General features: G+C 69.2%; 18 protein-coding genes. 12 read left to right on the top strand and 6 right to left on the bottom strand.

Features of this window, described 5'->3' with window-relative positions; all coding sequences use genetic code 11:
* Window positions 1–66: 66 nt before the first annotated feature.
* A complete protein-coding gene (purU, locus tag OO70_RS17600; protein ID WP_043671328.1) occupies window positions 67–939 on the bottom strand; it encodes a formyltetrahydrofolate deformylase in 873 nt (290 codons plus the stop codon).
* A gap of 220 nt (window positions 940–1,159) precedes the next feature.
* Here purU and OO70_RS17595 point away from each other — a divergent pair, with 220 nt between their 5' ends.
* From OO70_RS17595 to OO70_RS17555, 9 genes are all read left to right on the top strand, one after another.
* Window positions 1,160–2,629: an aldehyde dehydrogenase family protein gene (locus OO70_RS17595; RefSeq protein WP_043671325.1), complete on the top strand. Its 1,470-nt coding sequence runs from the start codon at window positions 1,160–1,162 to the stop codon at window positions 2,627–2,629.
* A gap of 20 nt (window positions 2,630–2,649) precedes the next feature.
* On the top strand, window positions 2,650–3,738 hold the full coding sequence (locus OO70_RS17590) for a quaternary amine ABC transporter ATP-binding protein (RefSeq protein WP_043671322.1): 1,089 nt from the start codon (window positions 2,650–2,652) through the stop codon (window positions 3,736–3,738).
* Window positions 3,738–5,744 (top strand): ABC transporter permease, encoded by a 2,007-nt coding sequence (locus tag OO70_RS17585; protein WP_043671320.1) that lies wholly within the window; start codon window positions 3,738–3,740, stop codon window positions 5,742–5,744. Before OO70_RS17590 ends, OO70_RS17585 begins: the two co-directional genes overlap by 1 nt.
* Before the next feature lie 14 nt (window positions 5,745–5,758).
* Entirely contained in the window at window positions 5,759–6,721 is a 963-nt protein-coding gene (locus OO70_RS17580; RefSeq protein WP_043671316.1) for an ABC transporter substrate-binding protein, read from the top strand.
* A 217-nt stretch (window positions 6,722–6,938) separates the two neighbouring features.
* Entirely contained in the window at window positions 6,939–9,377 is a 2,439-nt protein-coding gene (locus tag OO70_RS17575; protein WP_043671314.1) for a GcvT family protein, read from the top strand.
* A 21-nt stretch (window positions 9,378–9,398) separates the two neighbouring features.
* Entirely contained in the window at window positions 9,399–10,682 is a 1,284-nt protein-coding gene (glyA, locus tag OO70_RS17570) for a serine hydroxymethyltransferase (RefSeq protein ID WP_043671311.1), read from the top strand.
* On the top strand, window positions 10,679–11,911 hold the full coding sequence (locus OO70_RS17565) for a sarcosine oxidase subunit beta family protein (RefSeq protein ID WP_043671309.1): 1,233 nt from the start codon (window positions 10,679–10,681) through the stop codon (window positions 11,909–11,911). The genes glyA and OO70_RS17565 overlap by 4 nt, the downstream gene beginning before the upstream one ends.
* Before the next feature lie 11 nt (window positions 11,912–11,922).
* Window positions 11,923–15,252, top strand: coding sequence for a sarcosine oxidase subunit alpha family protein (locus OO70_RS17560; RefSeq protein WP_043671306.1), 3,330 nt, complete (start codon window positions 11,923–11,925; stop codon window positions 15,250–15,252).
* Window positions 15,245–15,856: a sarcosine oxidase subunit gamma gene (locus OO70_RS17555; protein WP_043671304.1), complete on the top strand. Its 612-nt coding sequence runs from the start codon at window positions 15,245–15,247 to the stop codon at window positions 15,854–15,856. Before OO70_RS17560 ends, OO70_RS17555 begins: the two co-directional genes overlap by 8 nt.
* A 78-nt stretch (window positions 15,857–15,934) precedes the next feature.
* Here the strand turns inward: OO70_RS17555 and OO70_RS17550 are convergent, their stop codons facing one another.
* Window positions 15,935–17,398: an MFS transporter gene (locus OO70_RS17550; protein WP_043671302.1), complete on the bottom strand. Its 1,464-nt coding sequence runs from the start codon at window positions 17,396–17,398 to the stop codon at window positions 15,935–15,937.
* 265 nt (window positions 17,399–17,663) lie between these two features.
* Here OO70_RS17550 and OO70_RS17545 point away from each other — a divergent pair, with 265 nt between their 5' ends.
* On the top strand, window positions 17,664–19,439 hold the full coding sequence (locus OO70_RS17545; RefSeq protein ID WP_043671298.1) for a tannase/feruloyl esterase family alpha/beta hydrolase: 1,776 nt from the start codon (window positions 17,664–17,666) through the stop codon (window positions 19,437–19,439).
* Window positions 19,440–19,572: 133 nt separating this feature from the next.
* Here the strand turns inward: OO70_RS17545 and OO70_RS17540 are convergent, their stop codons facing one another.
* Window positions 19,573–20,175, bottom strand: coding sequence for a TetR/AcrR family transcriptional regulator (locus tag OO70_RS17540; protein ID WP_043671295.1), 603 nt, complete (start codon window positions 20,173–20,175; stop codon window positions 19,573–19,575).
* A gap of 85 nt (window positions 20,176–20,260) precedes the next feature.
* On the opposite strand from OO70_RS17540, the gene OO70_RS17535 reads away from it, so the two are divergent.
* Entirely contained in the window at window positions 20,261–21,160 is a 900-nt protein-coding gene (locus OO70_RS17535) for a class I SAM-dependent methyltransferase (RefSeq protein ID WP_407702779.1), read from the top strand.
* A 95-nt stretch (window positions 21,161–21,255) separates the two neighbouring features.
* Here OO70_RS17535 and OO70_RS17530 read toward each other — a convergent pair whose 3' ends face one another.
* Entirely contained in the window at window positions 21,256–21,462 is a 207-nt protein-coding gene (locus OO70_RS17530) for a hypothetical protein (RefSeq protein ID WP_043671292.1), read from the bottom strand.
* A gap of 287 nt (window positions 21,463–21,749) precedes the next feature.
* On the opposite strand from OO70_RS17530, the gene OO70_RS17525 reads away from it, so the two are divergent.
* Complete coding sequence (locus OO70_RS17525) at window positions 21,750–22,286, top strand: ABC transporter permease family protein (RefSeq protein ID WP_158711487.1); 537 nt, start codon at window positions 21,750–21,752, stop codon at window positions 22,284–22,286.
* 9 nt (window positions 22,287–22,295) lie between these two features.
* Here the strand turns inward: OO70_RS17525 and OO70_RS17520 are convergent, their stop codons facing one another.
* Window positions 22,296–22,823 carry an NUDIX hydrolase family protein gene (locus OO70_RS17520; RefSeq protein WP_019070873.1) on the bottom strand — a complete coding sequence of 176 codons (528 nt, stop codon included), beginning with the start codon at window positions 22,821–22,823 and terminating at the stop codon, window positions 22,296–22,298.
* Window positions 22,824–22,847: 24 nt separating this feature from the next.
* Window positions 22,848–23,987 (bottom strand): amidohydrolase family protein, encoded by a 1,140-nt coding sequence (locus tag OO70_RS17515; RefSeq protein WP_043671290.1) that lies wholly within the window; start codon window positions 23,985–23,987, stop codon window positions 22,848–22,850.
* Window positions 23,988–23,989: the final 2 nt, after the last annotated feature.

Genomic DNA, 23,989 nt, shown 5'->3' with positions numbered 1-23,989 from the left:
GGGCTGGATATTGCCGGCCTGCGTTTCAAGTCCCGCCACCACACGCCGTATACAACCCCCACCCCCTCACCGAAACACCACCGTCCGATTCCCGTCCACCATCACCCTGCTCTCGCTGTGCCACTTCACCGCGTGCGCCAGCACCTGCGCCTCCACGTCCCGCCCCACCGTCACCAGCTCCTCCGGGTCGAGGGAGTGGTCCACCCGCACCACGTCCTGGTCGATGATCTGGCCCTCGTCCAGCTCCGGTGTGACGTAGTGCGCCGTGGCGCCCACGAGCTTCACTCCGCGGTCGTACGCCTGCTGGTAGGGGCGGGCGCCCTTGAAGCTGGGGAGGAAGGAGTGGTGGATGTTGATGGCGTGGCCCTCGAGCTGCTTGCAGAGGTCGTCGGAGAGGATCTGCATGTAGCGGGCCAGCACCACCAGGTCGATGTCCAGGTCGCGTACGAGCTCCAGTAGGCGCGCCTCGGCGTCGGCCTTCGTGTCCCTGGTGACCGGGACGTGGTGGAAGGGGATGCCGTAGGTGTCCGCGAGGCCCTCGAAGTCCCGGTGGTTGGAGACGATCGCCGGGATCTCGATGTTGAGCGCGCCGGTGCGCTGGCGGAACAGCAGGTCGTTCAGGCAGTGGCCGAACTTGGAGACCATGATCAGGGTTCTGGTGGGAGTCGAGGCGTCCCGCAGGGTCCAGGAGATGCGGTAGGCCTCGGCGACCGGGCCGAATCGGTAACGCAGAGTTTTCAGGTCGGCGTTTGGATCGGAAACGTCGAAGTGGACCCTCATGAAGAAGCGGTCCTTGAGTCGATCATCGAATTGCTGGCTCTCCAGGATGTTGCCGGAGTTCCGGACGAGGAAGCCGCTCACTGCATGGACCAGTCCGGCGCTGTCCGGACACGAGAGAGTGAGGACGAATTCGCGGCCAGGGTGCGGTCGAGGGGACATGGGAGGCCTCCGTCGGTGCGTATTGCACAACAAGGTGAGCGATACGCAACATGGTTGGGCCGGGCGCCGCCCGCGGTCAAGAGGTGACCGCGCAATGGGCCGCATGGCGAAATCGTCATCTGCCAACCCCTTGACGTATGTCTGCACATTCGCCAGGGTGTTCCACCACAAGCAATACGGTGCGTGATGCGCAACGAAATTCGCTCGAAGGGCTCCACACGTGGCAGACCTGTATGTGGACGGAGAATGGCGCGATGCGGTGGCCGGCGGTCACCGTGAAATCCGCTGTCCCGCCGACGGCACGCTCACCGCGACCGTGTCCGAGGGAACGCGTCCCGACACCGAGGCCGCGATCGCCGCTGCCCGCCGCGCCTTCGACGAGGGACCCTGGCCGCGCACCCCGGAGCGCGAGCGCGGCGCGCTGCTACTGCGCACCGCCGACATCCTCGAACGTGACGCCAAGGAGTTCGCCCGCGCCGAGTCGCTGGACACCGGCAAGCGGCTGGTGGAGAGCGAGTACGACATCGCCGACGTCGTCTCCTGTTTCCGCTACTACGGCGGGATCGCCGGGACCGACGCCGGGCGGGTCATCGACACCGGGCGGGACGACGCCGTCAGTCGGGTCGTCTATGAGCCCGTTGGGGTGTGCGGGCTCATCACGCCCTGGAACTACCCTTTGCTGCAAGCCAGTTGGAAGGTCGCTCCGGCGCTCGTCGCGGGGAACACCGTTGTCCTCAAGCCCAGTGAGCTGACGCCCTCCACCTCCATCCTGCTGATGAAGGCGCTGGAGGAGGCCGGGCTGCCCGCCGGTGCCGCCAACCTCGTCCTCGGTACCGGGCCCGAGGTGGGCGCGCCGCTCTCCGAGGACCCCGCCGTCGACATGGTCTCCTTCACCGGGGGCCTGGAGACCGGCAAACGCATCATGGCCACCGCCGCCGCGACCGTGAAGAAGGTCGCGCTGGAGCTGGGTGGTAAAAACCCCAACGTCATCTTCGCCGACGCCGACTTCGAGACGGCCGTGGACTTCGCGCTCACGGCCGTCTTCCTGCACTCCGGCCAAGTCTGCTCCGCCGGCGCCCGGTTGATCGTCGAGGACTCGCTGCACGACCGGTTCGTCGACGAAGTGGTGCGTCGTGCGCGGCAGATCCGGCTCGGCGGGCCCTTCGATCCCGAGGCCGAGACCGGGGCGCTGATCTCCGCGCAGCACCGCGAGAAGGTCGAGGCGTATGTCGAGGCCGGGATCGCCGAGGGTGCCGTGCTGCGGTGCGGTGGCGAGCGGCCGTCCGAACTCGCCCTCGCCGACGGGCACTTCTACCCGCCGACCGTGCTCGACGGGTGCACGCAGGACATGCGGGTCGTGCACGAGGAGTCCTTCGGGCCCGTGCTGACCGTTGAGCGCTTCACCGACGAGGACGACGCCGTACGCATCGCCAACGACACCGAGTACGGACTCGCCGGAGCCGTCTGGACCCAGGACGCCGGGAAGGCCCAGCGGGTCGCCCGGCGGCTGCGGCACGGCACGGTGTGGATCAACGACTACCACCCCTATGTGCCGCAAGCGGAATGGGGTGGCTTCGGACACTCGGGCGTGGGCCGGGAGTTGGGACCGACCGGCCTGGACGAGTACCGAGAGCCCAAGCACATCTGGCAGAACATCCAACCCCGGCCGCAGCACTGGTTCCGCGGCTGAACGCCGAAAAGAGGTCGATCGTGACCCCAGCACAGACCGAGGTGCCGCAGCGGCGCGGCACGCCCCAGGACTCGGCCCCCACCCCGGTCATATCCGTGCGCAAGCTGTGGAAGGTGTTCGGGCCGAAGGCGGAGCAGGTTCCCGACTCAGAGGAACTGTGCGGGCTCACGCGCCGTGAGCTGATGGACCGCACCGGCTGCACCGCCGCCGTACGCGATGTGAACTTCGAGGTCTCGCCCGGCGAGGTCTTCGTCGTCATGGGCCTGTCCGGCTCCGGGAAGTCCACCCTGGTGCGATGTCTGACCCGGCTGATCGAACCGACCTCCGGTGAGATCGTCTTCGAGGGCGAGGACATCCGTGACGCGGACGCCAAACGCCTGCGCGAGCTGCGGCGCCGTAAATTCTCCATGGTCTTCCAGCACTTCGGGCTGCTGCCGCACCGCAAGGTCGTCGACAACGTGTCGTTCGGCCTGGAGATCCGCGGCATGAGCAAGGCCGAACGCACCAAACGGGCCCTGGAAGTCGTCGAGTTGGTCGGCCTCTCCGGGTACGAGAACTCCTACCCCGACCAGCTCTCCGGCGGTATGCAGCAACGCGTCGGTCTCGCCCGGGCGTTGGCCGGCGACCCGGACGTCCTCCTCTTCGACGAACCGTTCTCGGCGCTCGACCCGCTGATCCGCCGTGACATGCAGAACGAGGTCATCCGGCTGCACCACGAGGTCGGCAAGACCATGGTGTTCATCACCCACGATCTGTCCGAGGCCCTCAAGTTGGGCGACCGCATCCTCATCATGCGTGACGGCAAGATGGTGCAGTGCGGGACCGGGGACGAGCTGGTCGGCGCGCCCGCCGACGACTACGTGCGCGAGTTCGTGAAGGACGTGCCGCGCGGTGACGTCCTCACCCTGCGCTGGATCATGCGCCCGGCGGTGGACGGAGACGCCCTGGACGGACCCGAGTTGGGGCCGGACGTCGTCGTACGGGAAGCCACCCGGGCTGTGTTGGCGGCCGACAAGCCGGTCAAGGTCGTCGAGAACGGCAAGCTGCTCGGCATCGTCGGCGACGAGGAGATCCTCGCGGTCGTCGCCGGGCAGGAAGGCGACGCGTGATGACCGTCGCCGTGGAGAAACCGGAGCCGGCACAGCAAGTCGCCGACGCCGCACCGGAGTTGAAAAGCTCGCGACGCAAGGTGACCCGGCCCATGATGGTGGGCGCGATCCTCGTCGTCTGGCTGGTGCTGTTCGCCGTGCTGCGCGGCAAGCAGACGCTCACCCTCGCGGCGGCCGATCTCACCGGGCTGCACCGCTGGTTCAACGACCTCAACGACTCGGTCGGCGCGAACCGCAACTCCAACCCGCTCTTCCTCTACTTCTTCAACGAGATCCGCCTGGTCATCGACAACCTGGTGACCTTCGTCCAGGACCTGATCTCGCAGCCGAGCGGCGACCGCCCGCTGCCGCAGATCGGCTGGCTCGGGGTCGTCGGCATCGCCGGCTTCGTGTCCTGGGCCGTGGGCAACTGGCGGGTCGCACTGCTCGCCATGGCCGGCTTCGCCTTCTTCGGGCTCCAGGGGCTGTGGCAGGAGAGCATGGACACCCTGGCGCTGACGCTCTCCGCCGTGCTCGTGGCGCTGGTGTTCGCGATCCCGCTGGGGGTGTGGGCGGGGCTGTCCGACCGGTTCAACCGGATCATCACGCCCTTCCTCGACTTCATGCAGACGATGCCGACCTTCGTCTACCTGGCCCCGCTGACCCTGATCTTCCTGATCGGCCCGGCCTCCGCCGTGATCGCCACGGTGATCTACGCGGCGCCGCCCGCGATCCGCATCACCGCGCACGGCATCCGCTCCGTACCGGAGACGACGGTGGAAGCGGCCGACTCGATGGGGTCGACGCGCTGGCAGTCGCTGCTGAAGGTGCTGCTGCCGATGGCCAAGCGGACCGTGGTGATGGGCGTCAACCAGACCATCATGGCCGCCCTCGCCATGGTCACCATCGCGGCCCTGATCGACGCCCCCGGCCTCGGCAAGACCGTCATGCAGGCCCTCCAGTCGCTCGACGTCGGTACGGCCTTCAACGCGGGCCTGGCCATCGTCATCATGGCCATCGTCCTCGACCGGGTCACCACCGCGTCCAGCACGCGTGCGGAAGAGGCCCGCAACGCGACCGGCCGCTTCCTCAAGTGGCGCCGCCCGCTGCTCGGTTCGGGCGCCGTGGGCGTCGTAGTGCTGATCTATCTGTCGCACACGTACCTGTGGGCGGCGCAGTTCCCCGGCGACGGCACCACCGGCAGCCATATCGCGAGCGCGGCGGACAGCGTGACGACCTGGGTGCAGGACAACCTGTCCGGCGTCACGAACGCCTTCCGCAACGCGATCACCAACGGCCTGCTCAACCCGTTCCAGTCGCTGCTCACCGACTCCCCGTGGTGGCTCGTCGGCGCGGTGCTGGTCGGGATCGCCGGGGTGCTCGGCGGTTGGAAGGTCTCCGTCACCACGGCGGTGTGCGTGGGCCTGCTGGTGGGCACCGGTATGTGGTCGGACGCCATGACGACGCTGGCCTCGACGATCGTGGCGACGGCCCTGGTGATGGTGTTCGGCATCGCCTTCGGCGTCTGGATGGGACGCAGCATGATGGTGGACCGGCTGCTGCGGCCCACGCTGGACGCGGCGCAGGTCATGCCGCCGTTCGTCTATCTCGTGCCGTTCCTCGCGCTGTTCGGACCGTCGCGCTTCACCGCGATCGTCGCCGCCGTCGTGTACGCCGTGCCGGTCGCCATCAAGATCACCGCCGACGGGATCCGGGACGTGCCCGAGACCACCGTCGAGGCGGCGACCGCGGCCGGCTGCAACACCTGGCAGATCATCACCAAGGTTCAACTCCCGATGGCACGCAGCGCCCTGACTCTCGCTACCAACCAGGGCCTGATCTATGTGCTGTCGATGGTTGTTGTGGGCGGCCTGGTGGGAGCCGGCGCCCTCGGCTACGACGTCGTGGCCGGATTCTCGCAGGGCGAGCTGTTCGGAAAGGGCCTGGCGGCGGGGCTGGCCATCGTACTGCTCGGAGTCATGTTCGACCGGATCACTCAGGCGGCCGCGCGCCGAACCAGCGCTTAAAGGAGCACGACACCATGGCAAGACACTGGCGAACCGGCGCGGCCGGCCTGGCCGTCCTCGGCCTCACCCTCACCGCCTGCGGCGGGGCGAAGGTCGGCGACACCTCCTCGGGGTCGAGCAGCAGCTCGGGCAAGTGCGGGACCTTCAACCTCGCGGTCAACCCGTGGGTGGGCTACGAGGCGGACGCGGCGGTCGTCGCGTACGTCGCGCAGCACCAACTCGGCTGTACGGTCGACAAGAAGGACCTGAAGGAAGAGATCGCCTGGCAGGGCTTCGGGACCGGCGAGGTCGACGCCGTCCTGGAGAACTGGGGCCACGACGACCTCAAGAAGAAGTACATCACCGGCCAGAAGACCGCCGTCGAGGCCGGCCAGACCGGCAACAAAGGCATCATCGGCTGGTACGTACCGCCGTGGCTCGCCAAGGCCCACCCGGACATCCTGAACTACGCGAACCTCAACAAGTACGCGTCCAAGTTCAAGACCTCCGAGTCGGGCGGCAAGGGCCAACTCCTCGACGGCGACCCGTCGTACGTCACCAACGACGCCGCGCTGGTGAAGAACCTGAAGCTCGACTTCAAGGTGGTGTACGCGGGCAGTGAGACCGCGCTCATCCAGGCCTTCCGCACCGCCGAGAAGAACAAGCAGTGGGTCATCGGCTACTTCTACGAGCCGCAGTGGTTCCTCTCCGAGGTCGCGCTCAAGAAGGTGTCGCTGCCCGCGTACAAGACGGGCTGTGACGCCGTCGCCTCGAAGGTCGCCTGCGACTACCCGGTCTACGACCTCGACAAGATCGTCAGCGCGAAGTTCGCCAAGTCGGGCAGCCCCGCCTACAACCTGGTGAAGAACTTCAACTGGACGAACGAGGACCAGAACACCGTGGCCAAGTACATAGCGCAGGACAAGCTGTCCGACGACGCCGCGGCCAAGAAGTGGGTCGACGCCAACAAGGACAAGGTGGACGCCTGGCTCAAGTAGGCGGCGGAGGAACACGGTTGACCATGCCCGGTGGGCGGTGCGCGCAGGTGCGTACCGCCCACCGGGCATCGCCGTGTTCCGGCCGGTGCTCGGGGGCGTCGTCCGACGTCACGGGACCCCTTGACACCCGCTCCTCACGCCGGGCACATTGAGTTGCGCAACCTGAAGCATGTTGCGCAGACAGCAACCGGATTGCTTTCTAGCCGGAGGTGCGGCGATGGCGGGACCCCGAGTGGTCATCATCGGAGCGGGCGTCGTGGGGGCGGCGCTCGCGGACGAGATCTCCGCGCGAGGCTGGACCGAAGTGACCGTGGTCGACCAGGGCCCGCTGCCCGCCACCGGCGGCTCGTCCTCGCACGCGCCGGGGCTGGTCTTCCAGACCAACTCCTCGAAGACCATGACCGAGTTGGCCCGCTACACGGTCGAGAAGTTCTGCTCCCTCGACGTCGACGGCAAGCCCTGCTTCCTCCAGGTCGGCGGCCTCGAAGTCGCCACCACCCCCGAGCGCGTCGCCGAACTCCACCGCCGCCACGGCTGGATCACCGCCTGGGGCATCGAGGCCCGTCTGCTGAGCCCGGAGGAGTGCGTCGAGCACCACCCGCTGGTGAACCCGGACAGGGTCCTCGGCGGCCTCCTGGTCCCCACCGACGGCCTCGCGAAGGCCGTCCTCGCGGTGGAGGCCCAGATCCGCCGCGCCACGGACCGCGGCGTGACCTTCCTGGCCCGCCACGAGGTCCTGGACGTCCAGCAGGCCGACGGCCGCGTCACCGGCGTCCTCACCGACCAGGGCGAGATCCCCGCCGACATCGTCGTGTGCTGCGCCGGCATCTGGGGCCCGAAGATCGCCCGCATGGTCGGCATGAACCTTCCGCTGACCCCGCTCGGCCACCAACTCGCCTGGACCGGTCCAGTACCGGCCCTCGCCGGCCAGACCGAGGAGGCCGTCCGCCCGATCCTGCGCCACCAGGACGCCGACCTCTACTACCGCGACCGCTTCGACGCCATCGGCATCGGCTACTACGGCCACCGCCCGATGCCGATCTCGGCCGACGACATCCTCTCGGTCGGCGAGGCTGACGACATGCCCTCCGTCCTCAAGTTCACGGAGGACGACTTCGCGCCCGCCTGGACGGAAACCCAGTCCCTGCTCCCCGCGACGAAGGACGCGAAGGTCGAGGAGGGCATCAACGGCCTCTTCTCCTTCACCACCGACAACTTCCCCCTCCTCGGCGAGTCCCCGGACGTCAAGGGCTTCTGGGTCGCCGAGGCGGTCTGGGTCACGCACTCGGCGGGCGTCGGCCGGGCGATGGCGGAGTGGCTGGTAGACGGTTTCTGCTCGTCCTTCGACCTGCACGAGTGCGACGTCAACCGCTTCGAGGAACACCAACTCGCCCCGGAATACGTCCTGGCCCGCGACTGCCAGAACTTCGTCGAGGTCTACGACATCCTCCACCCGCTCCAGCCGTCCGGTAAGCCGCGCCCGATCCGCACCAGCCCCTTCCACACCCGCCAGCAGGAACACGGCGCGGTCTTCCTGGAGGCCAACGGCTGGGAGCGCCCGCAGTGGTACGAGGCCAACTCGGGCCTGCTGGAAGGCCGTTCGATCCCCACCCCGAACGACTGGGCGGCCCAGTACTGGTCGCCCATCGTCGGCGCCGAGGCGCAGGCCACCCGCGAGACCGTCGCGATGTACGACATGACGGCCCTCAAGCGCCTCGAGGTGACCGGCCCGGGCGCCGCCGACTTCCTGGAGGGCCTGGTCACCGGCAAGGTCGCCAAGTCGGTCGGCTCGGTGACGTACACCCTCCTGCTGGACGAGGACGGCGGCATCCGCAGCGACATCACCGTCGCGCGCCTGGCCCGCGACCAGTTCCAGGTCGGCGCCAACGGCAACCTCGACCTCGACTGGTTCACCCGCCACCTCCCCTCCGATGGAACGGTCCAGGTCCGAGACATCACCCCCGGCACCTGCTGCATCGGCCTGTGGGGCCCCCTGGCCCGCAAGGTCCTCCAGCCTCTGACGGACGAGGACTTCACGAACGAGGGCCTCAAATACTTCCGCGCCAAGCGGGCCTACATTGGAACGGTCCCGGTCACCGCCATGCGCCTCTCCTACGTCGGCGAACTCGGCTGGGAGCTGTACACCACCGCCGACCAGGGCCAGAAACTCTGGGACACCCTGTGGCAGGCGGCCGAGCCCCTCGGCGGTGTCATCGCAGGACGCGGCGCCTTCAACAGCCTCCGCCTGGAGAAGGGTTACCGCTCCTTCGGCACCGACATGACCTACGAGCACGACCCCTACGAGGCCGGCGTCGGCTTCGCCGTCAAGCTCGACAAGGGCGACTTCCTAGGCAAGGCCGCACTGGAACGCCGAAAGGCCGACGTACAAAGGCAGTTGACCTGCCTCACCATCGACGACCCCAGCTCGGTCGTCATGGGCAAGGAGCCGGTCTACGACGGCGAGCGCGCAGTCGGCTATGTCACCAGCGCCGCCTACGGCTACACGATCGGCAAGGGCATCGCGTACGCCTGGCTCCCGGCCGAACTCGCCACCCCTGGCACACAGTTGCACATCGGCTACTTCGACGAGCGCGTCGAAGCTGTCGTAGCGGCGGAGCCACTGTTCGACCCGACGATGTCCCGCCTCCGCGGTTAGCCGGAAGGACACCAACGCCGAATGAACGCGCTGAACACTCCCCTGTCGGAACTGGATCCCGAGGTCCACGCCGCGCTCCGCGCCGAACTGCACCGCCAGCAGTCCACGTTGGAGATGATCGCCTCCGAGAACTTCGCGCCCTCCGCCGTACTGGAGGCGCAGGGCTCCGTCCTCACCAACAAGTACGCGGAGGGCTACCCCGGCCGCCGCTACTACGGCGGCTGCGAACACGTCGACGTCACCGAGCGGTTGGCGATCGAGCGGGTCAAGTCCCTCTTCGGCGCGGGCTTCGCGAACGTCCAGCCGCACTCGGGCGCGCAGGCCAACACGGCGGTCTTCTTCGCCCTGTTGAAGCCCGGCGACACGATCCTCGGCCTCGACCTCGCACACGGCGGACACCTCACCCACGGCATGCGCCTCAACTACAGCGGCAAGATGCTGAATGTGGTGCCGTACCACGTGGGGGAGACCGACAACCTGGTCGACATGGACGAGGTGGAACGCCTCGCCAAGGAACACGGCCCCAAGATGATCATCGCGGGCTGGTCCGCGTATCCACGGCAGTTGGACTTCGCGGAGTTCCGGCGGATCGCCGACGAGGTGGGCGCCCTCCTGATGGTCGACATGGCGCACTTCGCGGGCCTGGTAGCCGCAGGCCTGCACCCGAATCCGGTCCCGTACGCACACGTGACCACGACGACAACGCACAAAACCCTCGGCGGCCCGCGCGGCGGAGCCATCCTCACCAACGAGGCCGACCTCGCCAAGAAGATCAACTCGGCGGTGTTCCCAGGCATGCAGGGCGGCCCGCTGGAGCATGTCATCGCCGCGAAGGCGGTGTCGTTCAAGGTCGCTGCCTCACCCGAGTTCGCCGAACGCCAGGCCCGCACACTCGCCGGCGCCCGCATCCTCGCCGAACGCCTCACCCGCGCCGACGCGTCGGCCGCCGGTGTGAAGGTCCTCACCGGCGGCACGGACGTCCACCTGGTCCTGGTCGACCTGCGTGATTCGTCATTGGACGGCAGGCAGGCCGAAGACCTCCTCCACGAGATCGGCATCACCGTCAACCGCAACGCCGTGCCCTTCGACCCGCGCCCGCCCATGGTCACGTCCGGGCTGCGCATCGGCACCCCGGCGCTGGCCACCCGTGGCTTCACGGAGGAGGACTTCGCCGAGGTCGCGGACGTGATCGCGCTGGCCCTCCAACCGGCTCCGGACATAGAGGACTTGCGCGCCCGCACAGAGGCACTGGCCGCGAAGCACCCGCTCTACCCGCACCTGTCCGAGGAGGGCGACCCCCGATGACCCCCCGCACCCCCGGCGCCGACCTCCCCGAACACCCCGACTGGCTCTGGCGCACACCCGAGCCGAAACGCTCGTACGACGTCGTCATCGTGGGCGGCGGAGGCCACGGCCTGGCCACCGCCCACTACTTGGCGAAGAACCACGGCATCACGAACGTCGCGGTACTGGAGAAGGGTTGGCTGGCGGGCGGCAACATGGCCCGCAACACCACGATCATCCGCTCCAACTACCTGTGGGACGAGAGCGCGGGCATCTACGAACACGCGCTCAAGCTCTGGGAGGGACTGGAGGAGGAGCTGGACTACCCGATCCTCTTCTCCCAGCGCGGAGTCCTCAACCTCGCCCACAGCCTCCAGGACGTCCGCGACAGCGTGCGCCGAGTAGAGGCGAACCGCCTCAACGGTGTGGACGCGGAGTGGCTCGACGAACGGCAGGTCAAGGAGGTCTGCCCGATCGTCAACGTCTCGCAGGACGTGCGCTATCCGGTGATGGGCGGCACGTACCAGCCACGCGCAGGCATCGCCAAACACGACCACGTGGCGTGGGGCTTGGCCCGTTCCGCCGACGCGGCAGGCATCGACCTCATCCAGAACTGTGAGGTGACGGGCCTCGACATAGTCGACGGCAGGGTGGTGGGCGTACAGACCACACTCGGCCCGATAGCGGCGGGCAAGGTGGCCCTCTGCTCGGCCGGCCACACATCCGTCCTCGCGGCCATGGCGGGCATCCAACTCCCGCTCCAGAGCCACCCGTTGCAGGCCCTGGTGTCGGAACTGCTGGAGCCGGTCCACCCCACGGTCGTCATGTCCAACGCGGTCCACGTGTACGTGAGCCAGGCGCACAAGGGCGAGTTGGTGATGGGAGCGGGCATCGACTCGTACAACTCCTACACCCAGCGCGGCGCGTTCCACATCATCGAAGAGCAAATGGCGGCGGCCCTCGAACTCTTCCCGGTCTTCGCCCGCGCGCATGTGCTGCGCACCTGGGGCGGCATCGTCGACGTCACGCCGGATGCCTCACCGATCGTCGGTCTGACTCCGGTGGACAACCTGTACCTCAACTGCGGCTGGGGAACGGGCGGTTTCAAGGCCACCCCGGGTGTCGGCTGGGTCTACGCCCACACGATCGCCCACGACACCCCCCACCACCTCAACGCCCCCTTCTCGCTCGACCGTTTCACCACCGGCGCGCTCGTCGACGAGCACGGCGCCGCCGCGGTGGCCCACTAGGGAGCCCAACCATGCTGCTGATCCCCTGCCCCTGGTGCGGGCCCCGCGACGAAGCCGAGTTCCACTACGGCGGCCAGGCCCACGTCGCCTACCCGGAGACCCCGGCCGACCTGACCGACGAGGAGTGGGCGCGCTACCTGTTCTTCCGCGACAACCCCAAGGGCCCGTTCGCGGAACGCTGGAACCATGCGGCGGGGTGCCGCCGGTGGTTCAACGCGGTACGGGACACGTCGACGAACGAGATCCTGAGTGTGTACCGGGCGGGGGAGCCCCGACCGGAGACCAGTGATTTCGGGACGGCGACTGGGCGTTCGACGCCCTCCCAGCCAGGCCAGGCGCCCTCAGCCGGTCCGGCGTCCACTTTTCAGCGAGGGCCCGCACCCTCAGCCCGTCCGGCGTTTGAGGACGAGGCCCCTTCAGGGCCGACGGGGGTCCAGGGGGCGGAGCCCCCTGGGAGCGGGGTCGAAGGGGCAGAGCCCCTGGAGGATGGGACGGGTAGGGGCGGCGGGGGCGAGACAAATCCGTTCCGCCACCCCACCCGAGGCCGAATCCACCGAGACACCCCCCTCACCTTCACCTTCGACGGCACCGAGTACACGGGCTACAAAGGCGACACCCTCGCCTCCGCCCTCCTCGCCAACGGCATCATCCAAACCGGCACCAGCATCAAACTCGGCCGCCCCCGAGGCATCTTCACGGCCGGCGTCGAAGAACCCAACGCCGTCATCCAGATAGAGGCCCCCTTCCCCGAGCCGATGCTCCCCGCGACAACGGTCGAGCTCTACGACGGCCTGGTCGCGACCAGCCTCCCCGGCCAGGGCCGCCTGGCCACCGAACCGGACCCCGCCCGCTACGACGCGGTCCACGCCCACTGCGACCTGCTCGTGGTCGGCGCAGGCCCAGCCGGCCTCGCAGCCGCGGCGGCAGCCGCCCGCACCGGAGCCCGAGTCATCCTCGCCGACGACCGCCCCGAACTGGGCGGCACCCTCCTGGACGCGGCCCAACTCCTCGACTGGGTAGCGGAGTTGAAGGAGGAGCTCAGCACCGCACCCGACGTGCGCGTACTGACCCGCACCACCGTCTTCGGCCACTACGACGACAACCACCTCCTCGCCGTGGAACGCCGCACCAACCACCTCGGCGCAACAGCCCCCACCCACGTCTCCCGAGAACGCGTCTGGCGCATCCGCGCCCGCCGCGTCGTCCTCGCAACAGGCGCCCACGAACGCTCACTTGCCTTCGCGGACAACGACCGCCCCGGCGTGATGCTCGCCGCCTCGGCCCGCGCCTACGTCAACCGCCACGGCGTCCTGCCCGGCCGCCACGCCGTCGTCCTCACCACCAACGACAGTGCCTACGCAGCCGCGTTGGACCTCGCGGCGGCGGGCGTCGAGGTCGCGGCGATCGTGGACACGCGCCCGTCAGAGCCCGTGGAGTGGGCGGGCCGAGCCCGCGAGGCCGGTATCGAGGTGCTGTCCGGACACGCCGTCGTCGGCACAGAGGGCACCCCGCGACTCACCGCCGTGACGGCAGCCCCGTACGGCGAGACCACAGGGACGACCCGGCACTTCGCCGCCGATCTCCTGCTGGTCTCCGGCGGTTGGAACCCGGTCGCCCACCTCTTCAGCCAGGCAGGCGGCAAGCTCCGTTACGACGACACCCTCGGCTCCTTCGTCCCCGACACCTGCCGTCAGGCGGTCGAGGTCGCGGGCAGCGCGAACGGCGTCCTCGACCTGGCAGACGTCCTGGCGCAGGGCGCGTCCGCAGGCGCCCGCGCGATCGAGGCGGAAGGCTACACCGCCGCGACACCGAGCCTGCCCCAGGTGCCCACCGAACCCGACACCGCCCCCGCCATGCAGGTCTTCCTGGTCCCCGGAGCCACCGACGCCCCCCACTTCGTCGACCTCCAACGCGACGTCACCGTAGGCGACTTGACCCGCGCCACCGGCGCCGGCCTCAACTCGGTCGAGCACACCAAGCGCTACACGACGGCGGGCACGGCCAACGACCAGGGCAAGACCTCGGGCGTCCTGGCGAGCGGCGTGGTCGCCGAACTCCTCGGCGTGGACGTCTCCGCGCTCGGTACGACAACATTCCGCCCGCCCTACACCCCCGTCTCCTTCGCCACCCTCGCCGGCCGCGACCGGGGCGCGCTGCACGACCCAATCCGTACGACCGCGCTGCACGACTGGCATGTCATGCAGGGCGCGCTGTTCGAGAACGTCGGGCAGTGGAAGCGGCCTTGGTACTACCCGCAGGACGGCGAGGACATGGAGACGGCAGTCCTGCGCGAGTGCGCGGCGGCCCGCGAGGGCATCGCCTTCATGGACGGTTCCACCCTCGGCAAGATCGACGTACAGGGCCCGGACGCGCCGGTCTTCCTCGACCGGCTCTACACCAACATGATGAGCAACCTGAAGGTCGGCATGATCCGTTACGGCGTGATGTGCCGTCCGGACGGCATGGTCTTCGACGACGGCACGGCCATCCGCCTCGCACCGGACCGCTACCTGGTCACCACGACGACGGGCAACGCTGCCGCCGTGCTGGACTGGATGGAGGAGTGGCACCAGACCGAGTGGCCCGAACTCCGCGTCCACTGCGCCTCGGTGACCGAACAGTGGGCCACCGTCGCCCTGGTCGGCCCCCGCTCCCGCGAGGTGCTCGGCTCGCTCGCGCCCCAACTCGCCGTCGGCAACGACGACTTCCCGTTCATGGCCTGGCGGGACACGACCGTCGCGGGCATCGAGGCCAGGGTGTGCCGGATCAGCTTCTCCGGCGAACTCGCCTACGAGATCAACGTGTCACCGTGGGAGGCCCTCGCTCTGTGGGAGGCGCTCTACGAGGCCGGTGCCCCCTTCGGCATCACCCCCTACGGCACCGAGACCATGCACGTCCTGCGCGCCGAGAAGGGCTACCCGATCATCGGCCAGGACACCGACGGCACGGTAACTCCCCAGGATCTCGGCATGAGTTGGGCGGTCTCGAAGAAGAAGCCCGACTTCATCGGCAAGCGTTCCTTCGCCCGCGCCGACGCCGTCCGCCCCGACCGCAAACACCTCGTCGGCCTGCTTCCGGAGGACCCTGGCGCCTTCCTCCCGGAGGGCACGCAACTGATCGCGGACAGCGTATTGCCCGCCCCGCCCGTCCCGATGCTCGGTCACGTCACCTCCAGCTACCGCAGCGCAGCCCTCGGCCGCACCTTCGCCCTGGCCCTCATCAAGGGCGGCCGGGACCGCATCGGCGAGCGCCTCTACGCCCCCGTGGGCGACCGGCTGATCCCGGTCACCGTCGCAAGCCCCGTCCTCTACGACCCCGAAGGAGCCCGCCGCGATGGCTGACACCGCCCTTTCCGTCCCGCGCCGCAGCCCCCTCGCGGGTGCCGCCGACCGACTGGCCGCCGCGACCCGTTCCTCCGGCGGCGCGGTCCGGCTGGCCGAACTCCCCTTCCTGGCCCAGGTGAACGTCCGGCTCGACGCGAAGGGCGCGGCGGCGGACGCCGTAGGACTCGCGCTCGGTCTGTCGCTTCCCCTTGAGCCCAACACCGTTGTGCGGGCGGGGGAGTTGACCGCGCTGTGGCTCGGTCCCGACGAATGGCTCGTGGTGGGACCGCCGGACACGCAGCGGGACGTGGAGGACCGGATCCGGACGGCGAGTGGCGACGAGCATGTGGCCGTCACCGATGTCTCGGCCCAGCGCACCACCCTCCTCGTCTCGGGCGCCCGCGCCCGCGACCTGCTCGCCCACGGCTGCCCCCTGGACCTGCACCCGCGTGCATTCGGTCCCGGACGATGCGCCCAAACGACGCTGGCCCGCGCCCAGGTCGTGCTGGTCGCCCGGGACGAACCCGGCGGCGGATTCTGGGTGTTGGTCCGTTCGTCCTTCGCCGGGTATCTGACGGACTGGTTGCTGGACGCGGCGGCCGAGTACGTGCGGGACGTCTGAACCAGCCCTGCGGCGAAGGCCGTTCACCCGAGGATGGGTGAACGGCCTTCCGCATGTGCAGGGGTGTCGCCCGTGGTGTCAGGCCGCCACGGCCTGGCCGACCTCCACCTCGTCGAGATGCCTGCTCCTGGGGATCAGGGCGACGAGCAGCGCGCCCGCGGCGACGCAACCGACCACGAGCCAGAGGCCGTTGGTGAAGCCGGCGTCGAGGTAGAACTGGGTGCCCTTGAGGACCGCCCCGTGCTGGGCCATCACCACGAAGGCCAGCTGGGAGACGACGATCTGGGCGACGCCCTGGCCGAGGGTCTGGACGCCGTTGGCCAGCGCCTGTTCCTCGGCGGAGACCACCTCGATGATCATGATGGGCACGATCGCCATGACGATGCCCGTGCCCAGTCCCGCGATCACGCCCATCTCGATGATCTGCGGACCGCTGTGGTGCAGATGGGTGCCGATGCCGTAGCCGAGGACCGCGAGCGCGGCGCCGGTGCCCAGAAGGATGCGCGCGTCCAGCCGACGGGCGAGGAAACCGGTGCCCACGGCCCCGACGATGATCATCGCGCTGATGGGGCTGGTGACGATGGCGTTGTGCGTTCCGGACCAGCCCAGCCCCGCGGAGACGGTGGGGATGTTAGGCATCAGGATGAGGAGCTGGATCACCACGCCCACGGCGCTGAGCGAGCCGGCCGCGATGGAGGTGGCCAGCAGGACCGTCCACACCGGGCGGCGTCGGGTCATGGAGAGCGGGAACAGGGGTTCGGTGACCCGCCGTTCCACGAGGACGAAGGCGATCAGCGCCAGGGCCGCCCCGATGACGTAGCCGATGAACTTGCCGCTGCCCCAGCCCCAGTGCGAGCCCTGGCCGACGGCGTAGACGATCGCCGTGACACCGCCGCCGAGGAGGATGCCGCCCACCCAGTCCATCCGGCCGCCCGCCGTACGGATCGGGCTCTCGGGGACGAAGGCCGCCACCAGCAGGAAGCTGACGGCGGTGCTGACGGCCATGAACCACAGGACACCGCGGAAGCCGTAGTCGTCGAGCAGCCAGCCGGACAGGAACGGTCCACCGAACGCGACGAGACCGACACCGCCGGCCAGGATGCCGCTGGCGAGTCCGACCCAGCGGCGGGGGAACACGTCGCGGGTGATGGCGTAGGCGAGCGGGGCGCTGGCGGCGTAGACGCCCGCGATGCCGCGGCCGATCAGCAGGGTGCGGTAGTCGGTGGCGACGGCGGCGACCAGGTCGCCGACGAAGCCCAGCCCGATGGCGACGAGCAGGACGCGCCTCTTGCCGAACAGGGCCGCGGCCTTGACCACGAACGGCAGGAAGAAGGTCCCCGTCAGCAGGGTCATCAGGGTGAACCAGGCGATCTCGGTGGTCCTGAAGTGGATCGCGACGTCGGCCTGTGCGATACCGGACAACGCGGCGATGAGCGCGACCAGTTGGACGGTCCATACGAGGGCGACGACGACGAGGACATTGCGTGCGGCGGAGGGAGGTCTCTCGTCTGCCGGCGGGGGACTGATCTCGGTCTGGGACATCGGCGGCCTTCCGTGGGTGAGCGGAGCGGAGGTCCAGAGAGCCGATAAATTAGACCTAACGGTCGGTACAAACAATGAGTTGCGCAGAAAGAAAGCTAACGTTGCGGCCCGCGTCGACTCCGGGCCTGGTCAGCGATATCGGGCCAAAGTCTTCGACGAAATCGTCAACAATAGAGTCGACGCTATTGCCCGCGGATTAACGGACAGCTACGTTCCTCGCCGTGCCTGCACGACCCCGGTCCGGCGATCGAACGGAGTACCCAGCATGCCCAAGCTGATCAGATGGTGTCGGTGGAACTCGGCCGGCTTCATGGCCACCCTCGCCGCAGCCGTCGCGCTGGTGACCGGTGCGGGCGTCGCGCTGGCCAACAGCACGACCGGCAGTGCGCAGGTCGCCAACTCGGCCTCGGCGAAGGCTGTTTCGGCGAGCACCACGACCTCGGGCATCGCACCGGCCATGTCCTGCTCCGCCGTCGCCCAACTCGACCTGGCCGCCGCCGTCCCCGGCCTGCCCTTCGAGATCACCTCGGCCACCGAACTCGCCGCGAGCGCCAACACCCTTGGCAGCTGGGCCGCTTGTGACGTCAAGGGCGTGATCGCCCCTCAACTCCACTTCGAGATCAAGCTCCCCGAGACCGGCTGGCAGGCCAACTACCTCCAGGTCGGCTGCGGCGGCCTGTGCGGCAACGTCAACGTGACCAGCGCCCCGGCCTCGGCCGGCTGCGTCCCGCTGACCACCGGCGCCTTCGCCGTCGCGTCCAGTGACGAGGGCCACTACCAGGGCGGCGGCCTCTTCTCCACCGACCCGACCCTGCGCGCCGACTTCGGCTACAAGTCCGACCACGAACTGGTCCAGGCGGCCAAGGCCGTCATCAAGCAGTACTACGGCCAGGCGGCCACCCACTCCTACTTCGACGGCTGCTCCCAGGGCGGCCACCAGGCCCTCACCGAGGCCCAGCGCTACCCCACCGACTTCGACGGCATCATCGCCGGCGCCCCGGCCAACAACTTCACGGCACTGAACACCTTCTCGCACGCCTGGACCGCCCAGTCCGTCTACCTGAACGGCGGCCCGGCCACCCTCACCAACGCCGACCTCGCCGACCTCCACAAGGCCGTGCTCAAGGGCTGCGGCGCCCCCGCCGACGGCATCATCACCGACCCGCTGAGCTGCACTTGGGACCCCGGCACCATCCAGTGCGCGACCGGCCGGACCTCGACGTCCGAGGCCTACTGCCTGACCGCCGACCAGGTCACCACCCTGCGCCGCATCTACGCCGGACCCACCGACGAACACGGCCAACTCCTCTACCCGGGCTACCAGTTGCGCGGCTCCGAGGTGAACTGGGCCGGAATCATCACCCCGGCCACCGCCACCGCCAACTCCGGTGACATCAGCTTCGTCCGAGAGACCCTGCGCTACCAGATCTTCGACAGCCCCCAACCGGCCCTGACCTACAAGGACATCAAGTTCACGGCCGCCTACTACAAGAAGGTCATGCGGCTGGGCGAGGGCATGTACGACGCCACCGACCCCGACCTCACCGCGTTCAAGAAGGCCGGCGGCAAGCTGATCCTCTGGCACGGCCTGGGCGACCAGCACATTCCCGCCGTAGGAACGATGGCCTACTACAAGGCAGTTGAGAAGGCCGTGGGCGGCGAGGCGGCCACCAAGACCTTCGCCCGGCTGTTCCTGCTCCCCGGCGTCGCGCACTGCGGTGGCGGCCAGGGCCCGGACACCTTCGACGCGCTGACCGCGATCACCGACTGGGTCACCAAGGGCGACGCCCCGGCGAGCCTGACGACCAAGTCGGCGGACAGCAGCGGCAACACCACCGCCTCCCGCCCGGTCTACACCTTCCCGTACTACGCCAAGAACACCACGGGCGGCCCGGCCGCCGACGCGAGCAGCTACACCCCCGTCAAGTCCACCGCCGAGGCCGCCCTCAAGCTCGACTGGCTCGGTTCCTTCCGCTCCGGCTACGAGACGGTCGGCAACTGGGTGGGCGGTAGGTGGGTCGTCAGCAAGGGCAAGAACTGACCCTGGTGGGTGGGTAGTTGAGGCATCGGGGTGGTGGAAGTCCCGCATGCTCGCTTCCCGTGTCGCCCGGTCCTGGCTGTGCCACTCCACCGCTCACGAGAGCACCGCCCGTTCCACCGAGGGGTCACCCTGGCTAACCGGCAGGCCGTTCTTGTGTCACGCCCGCGAGGACCGTGGTCGCGACGCGGTGGAAGGCCTCGGTCTCCGGCGGGGTGTCCGGCCGGCCGGCGGCCAGGAGGTGTCCGGCTCCGATCAGGGTGCGCGCGAGGGTGTCGACATCGGCGTCCGGGGTGATGCGGCCGAGGTCGCGTTCCGCCGTGAGGTACGAGGTGAACATCGCCGTGGCTTCCGTCAGGAGCGGGATGCCGGTCGGCGTGGTGCGGCGCAGGCGGGTGCGCAGGGCGTCACGGGAGATGACCAGGCCGACGATCGCCACCGCGACCGAACCGAACAGGTCCGACAGCGCACCGGTGACGTTGTCGGCGACGGTGCCGGTCCCGGCGGCGTCGCGGAGGGCGGCGGACTGGGCGTCGAGCCGGCCGATGCGGTCCAGGACGAGGTCGGCGAGGAAGGCGTCGAAGTTGGTGAAGTGCCGGTGCAGGACGCCCTTGGCGCAGCCCGCCTCCGTGGTCACCGCCCGACTGGTGAGCGCGTTCGGTCCGTCCCGGAGCAGGATCCGCTCGGCGGCGTCGAACAGCTGCTCCCGCGGATCGCGCAGGGCCACCCCTGTCGGCATACCGTGCGTCCTTCCCTTCGCGCCCGGACAAGTGGGCGCCCGCCCAACCGTAGACGAGTGGGCGGGTGCCCACTATGGTGGGCGCATGCCCACTCTCCCCTCTGAGCAGCCTGAACGACCTGGACGGTCCGAACAGCCCGAGCCGGTTTCGCAAGCGGAGCAGTCCGAGGGCACGCGGCTCACTGTGCGGGATTCCCATCGGGCCCGGCAGATCGCGGAGTCGTTCGGCACCGACGCCGAGCGCTACGAGCGGGCCCGGCCCAGTTATCCCGGCGCGTTGATCGAGCGGATCGTCACCGGTAGCCCCGGGCCCGACGTCCTGGACGCCGGCTGCGGGACAGGTATCGCGGCACGGCAGTTTCAGGCGGCGGGCTGCCGGGTGCTCGGCGTCGAACCCGACGCGCGGATGGCGGAGGTGGCGCGCCGACTCGGCGTCGAGGTCGATGTGTCGACGCTGGAGGCATGGGACCCGGCAGGGCGGAAGTTCGACGCGGTGGTCGCGGCCCAGGCCTGGCACTGGATCGATCCCGTCGCGGGGGCGGCCAAGGCCGCACAGGTACTGCGTCCCGGCGGACGGCTGGCCGCGTTCTGGCACGTCCTCCAACTCCCGCCGGACATCGCGGAAGCCTTCGCCGAGGTCTACGAACAGGTCCTGCCCGAAGCGCCGGTCAACCTTCGGTGGCTGTCCGGGCCGCCCGAGACCGCCTACGCACCGATGCTCACCAAGGCCGCCGACGGGTTCCGTGCGGCAGGCGGTTTCAGCGACTCGGAGGAGTGGCGCTTCGACTGGCAGCGCACCTACACCCGGGACACCTGGCTGGACCAACTGCCCACCATCGGCCTGCTGACCCGACTCCCGAAGGAGAAGCTGGCGGAACTCCTGGAGGGTGTCGGGGCTGCGGTGGACAAGGCCGGCGGCAGCTTCACCATGCGCTATGCCACGGTGGCGGTCACCGCGACGCGGACCGGTGCGGGTGCCTTGTGACGGCGGTCGGTTGGGCGAGTGATCGAGCGCTGCTCGGCCTGACGGCGACAGCAACTCAGGCTGAGTGGACGTGACTTGGCGCGGTGGCGGGCGGCTCACAGCGACCGGAGCATCTCCGCGAGCCGCGCCGCGACGGTCTCGGCCGCGCCCTTCTCGTACCGGGAGTTCATCGCCTCGTAGGTGATCCGCTCGTAACTCCCGGCGTCCGCCATGTACTTGGCGGCGCCGTTCACCATGGTGACCACACAGGTGGCGGGGAACGGCGACGCGGCCTTGAGGTCCAGGCCGGTGCAGGCGTTCAACTCGGCCTGGAGGCCGGTGAGTACGGTGTCGCCGGCCGGGCAGCTCCACGGCCGCCCGGCCGGCGCCCGCGCGCAGCCGCGTGCTCGTGGAAGCTGAGCGGCCTGATCACTCTCGTCTACATCGTCGGCCTCAACCGCATCCCGGAGCAGCTCCTCCAGGCGGCGATCCTCGACGGCGCCGGCGCGGTCCGCCGCACGGCGAGCGCGCTGAGCTTCGGCGTCACGCTGATGGTGATCGTCACGGCGGTCCCGCTGATGGGATGGCTGCGCCGACGGGAGGTGCCGATGTGAGCGCGATCGCCGTACGAACACGGGGAGTTGCCCGGTACGGGGGACTCAACTGGCCCAAGCACTGGAGCGCCGGGGCGAATTACCACACGGTGATCGACAAAGGCTCGTACTTCACCGGCCTGCGCAACAGCGCGCTGCTGGCCGTTCCGACGATCCTCGCCGTGCCGCTGCTCGGCTCGATGGCGGCTTGGGCGTACGCCCGTTCCGACTCGAGGACGCTGCGGTTCGCGTACTACACGTCCGCGCTGTCGATCCTGCTGCCCGTGCTCACCCCGGTGCTCTTCACCGGTGCGGTCATGCTGATCATCTCGGTCTGGAACGACTTCTACTTCGCCCTGTTCCTGCTGCGGGGTACCGAGTCGGCCACGCTGCCGCTCACCCTGTACTCCTTCGCCTCCTCGTCCACGCACGGTGTCAGCTGGAACCTGGTGTTCGCCCATGTGGTGCTGACCAGCCTGCCGCTCGTCCTCGTCCACCTCGTCCTGCAGCGCCGCGTCCTCGCGGGCCTCACGGAAGGAGGTGTCACCGGCTGAGCGCCCCCGTCAGGACACACAACCCACGTGCGCCAGCGCCTGCTTGAGCAACACTCCATGCCCGCCCGGCATCTCGCTCCGCAGCGCCTCCGAGGCGGCCTCCTCGGGGCTGAACCAGACGAGGTCGAGAGCGTCCTGCCGGGGTCGGCAGTCACCGGTGACAGGCACGACGTAGGCGAGGGACACCGCGTGCTGCCGGGGGTCGTGGTACGGGGTGACGCCGTGCGTCGGGAAGTACTCGGCGACGGTGAACGGCTGCAGCGAGGTCGGGATCCGGGGCAGCGCGACCGGACCGAGGTCCTTCTCCAGGTGACGGAGGAGGGCGTCGCGGACCCGCTCGTGGTGCAGCACGCGGCCGGAGACGAGGGTGCGGTTGACCGTGCCGTCGGGGCCGATGCGCAGCAGCAGGCCGATGCTGGTCACCTCCCCGCTGTCGTCGACGCGGACGGGAACCGCCTCGACGTAGAGGATCGGCATGCGGGCGCGTGCCTGTTCGAGGTCGTCGGCGGACAGCCAACCGGGCGTGGTATCGGTCATGTCAGACATTGCTTGATCATACTTTCAGTGTCCGTCGGATAGCCGGTAGACCCGGCGGGCATTGTCGGCTCCCGCCCAGCGTGCCAGTCGCAGCGCGTCGGGCAGACCCAGTTCGTCGGCGTCCACCCGGTCCTGGAGCAGATCCCCCAGACCCCGGCGGAACGCCAGCGCGCCGAGACCGTAGAACTCCGCCAGACCATAGGCGTCGGAGCTGTACAAAAGTTTGCGGAACGGTGTGATCTCCATCGCCTCCGCCAGCACTGCCCGCGCCCGGACCGGTCCCACATGGTGCAGGGTGAGCCCCATGTCCAGGTACACCTGTTCGAAGACGGCGGCCAGATAGCCGGCCTGACGCTGATACGGCCAGCAGTGCAGGAGCAGCACCGGGATCGTGCCGGAGGTCAGGTGCAGCCAGTCCGTGAGCAGGGCGGGGTCCGTCCGGTGCAGCCGGATGTCGTTGTCGCCGAAGCCAGTGTGCAGTTGGAGGGGAAGCCCCAGGTCGACCGCCGTCCACAGCAACTCCCGTACCAGCACCGGGTCTTCGAGCCGCCCACCACGGGCCAGCCAGGCACGGGCCGCCCGGGTCACCTCTTCCGCCGACGGCCTTGCCGGATCGAGGTCGAACCCGGTCCGATACGCGGCCACCGACTTCACCCCCACCACCCCCGGCCGCCGCACCGCGTCCAGCGCGTCCGCCCGGAACGCGTGCGCGTACCCGTCCGGCTCGACACCCCGCGCGGCCACGGACTCCGCTACGGCCTCAAGTCGTACGACCTCATGGGCTACGGCGCCCGCCGCCTCGGCGAGTTCGGCGGGCGAGGTGATGACGTGCGGCGCGAACCCCGTGTCGACGCAGAAAACGCCGGTGCCCGCGGCGGCCAGGAAGCGCCGGTTGACCTCGTGCGGCCCCAACTCGGCGCGCCGGGCCAGGTATTCGTCGGCGGGCGCGTGCCGCTCCAGGTCCAACAGCGGTGCGCAGTAACGGCGTACGGCGATCCCGACCGGGCTGTCGAACGTCGAGATCCCGCTGCCGGGCCAGAGGTCCCCCTCTGTGAGCAGCGATTCGAAGGCCGGCCGGTCGAGGTCGCCGGTGACCACTCCGTGGCAGTGGTGATCCACCAACTCCAGTGCGGCGAGCGCCTCGTGGACCGGGCCGGTGCCCATCG

Origin of the sequence: Streptomyces xylophagus (assembly GCF_000716435.1) — a bacterium.
In the GTDB taxonomy this organism is placed as follows: Bacteria; Actinomycetota; Actinomycetes; order Streptomycetales; family Streptomycetaceae; genus Streptomyces; species Streptomyces xylophagus.
This window is presented reverse-complemented; position numbering and strand designations above follow the sequence as displayed.

What these genes read in the sequence shown, in the direction of transcription:
- purU (WP_043671328.1), bottom strand. Translation starts at nt 939, where the DNA reads ATGTCCCCTCGACCGCACCCTGGCCGCGAATTCGTCCTCACTCTCTCG.
- OO70_RS17585 (WP_043671320.1), top strand. Translation starts at nt 3,738, where the DNA reads ATGACCGTCGCCGTGGAGAAACCGGAGCCGGCACAGCAAGTCGCCGAC.
- OO70_RS17580 (WP_043671316.1), top strand. Translation starts at nt 5,759, where the DNA reads ATGGCAAGACACTGGCGAACCGGCGCGGCCGGCCTGGCCGTCCTCGGC.
- OO70_RS17575 (WP_043671314.1), top strand. Translation starts at nt 6,939, where the DNA reads ATGGCGGGACCCCGAGTGGTCATCATCGGAGCGGGCGTCGTGGGGGCG.
- glyA (WP_043671311.1), top strand. Translation starts at nt 9,399, where the DNA reads ATGAACGCGCTGAACACTCCCCTGTCGGAACTGGATCCCGAGGTCCAC.
- OO70_RS17565 (WP_043671309.1), top strand. Translation starts at nt 10,679, where the DNA reads ATGACCCCCCGCACCCCCGGCGCCGACCTCCCCGAACACCCCGACTGG.
- OO70_RS17560 (WP_043671306.1), top strand. Translation starts at nt 11,923, where the DNA reads ATGCTGCTGATCCCCTGCCCCTGGTGCGGGCCCCGCGACGAAGCCGAG.
- OO70_RS17555 (WP_043671304.1), top strand. Translation starts at nt 15,245, where the DNA reads ATGGCTGACACCGCCCTTTCCGTCCCGCGCCGCAGCCCCCTCGCGGGT.
- OO70_RS17550 (WP_043671302.1), bottom strand. Translation starts at nt 17,398, where the DNA reads ATGTCCCAGACCGAGATCAGTCCCCCGCCGGCAGACGAGAGACCTCCC.
- OO70_RS17545 (WP_043671298.1), top strand. Translation starts at nt 17,664, where the DNA reads ATGCCCAAGCTGATCAGATGGTGTCGGTGGAACTCGGCCGGCTTCATG.
- OO70_RS17540 (WP_043671295.1), bottom strand. Translation starts at nt 20,175, where the DNA reads ATGCCGACAGGGGTGGCCCTGCGCGATCCGCGGGAGCAGCTGTTCGAC.
- OO70_RS17535 (WP_407702779.1), top strand. Translation starts at nt 20,261, where the DNA reads ATGCCCACTCTCCCCTCTGAGCAGCCTGAACGACCTGGACGGTCCGAA.
- OO70_RS17520 (WP_019070873.1), bottom strand. Translation starts at nt 22,823, where the DNA reads ATGACCGATACCACGCCCGGTTGGCTGTCCGCCGACGACCTCGAACAG.
- OO70_RS17515 (WP_043671290.1), bottom strand. Translation starts at nt 23,987, where the DNA reads ATGGGCACCGGCCCGGTCCACGAGGCGCTCGCCGCACTGGAGTTGGTG.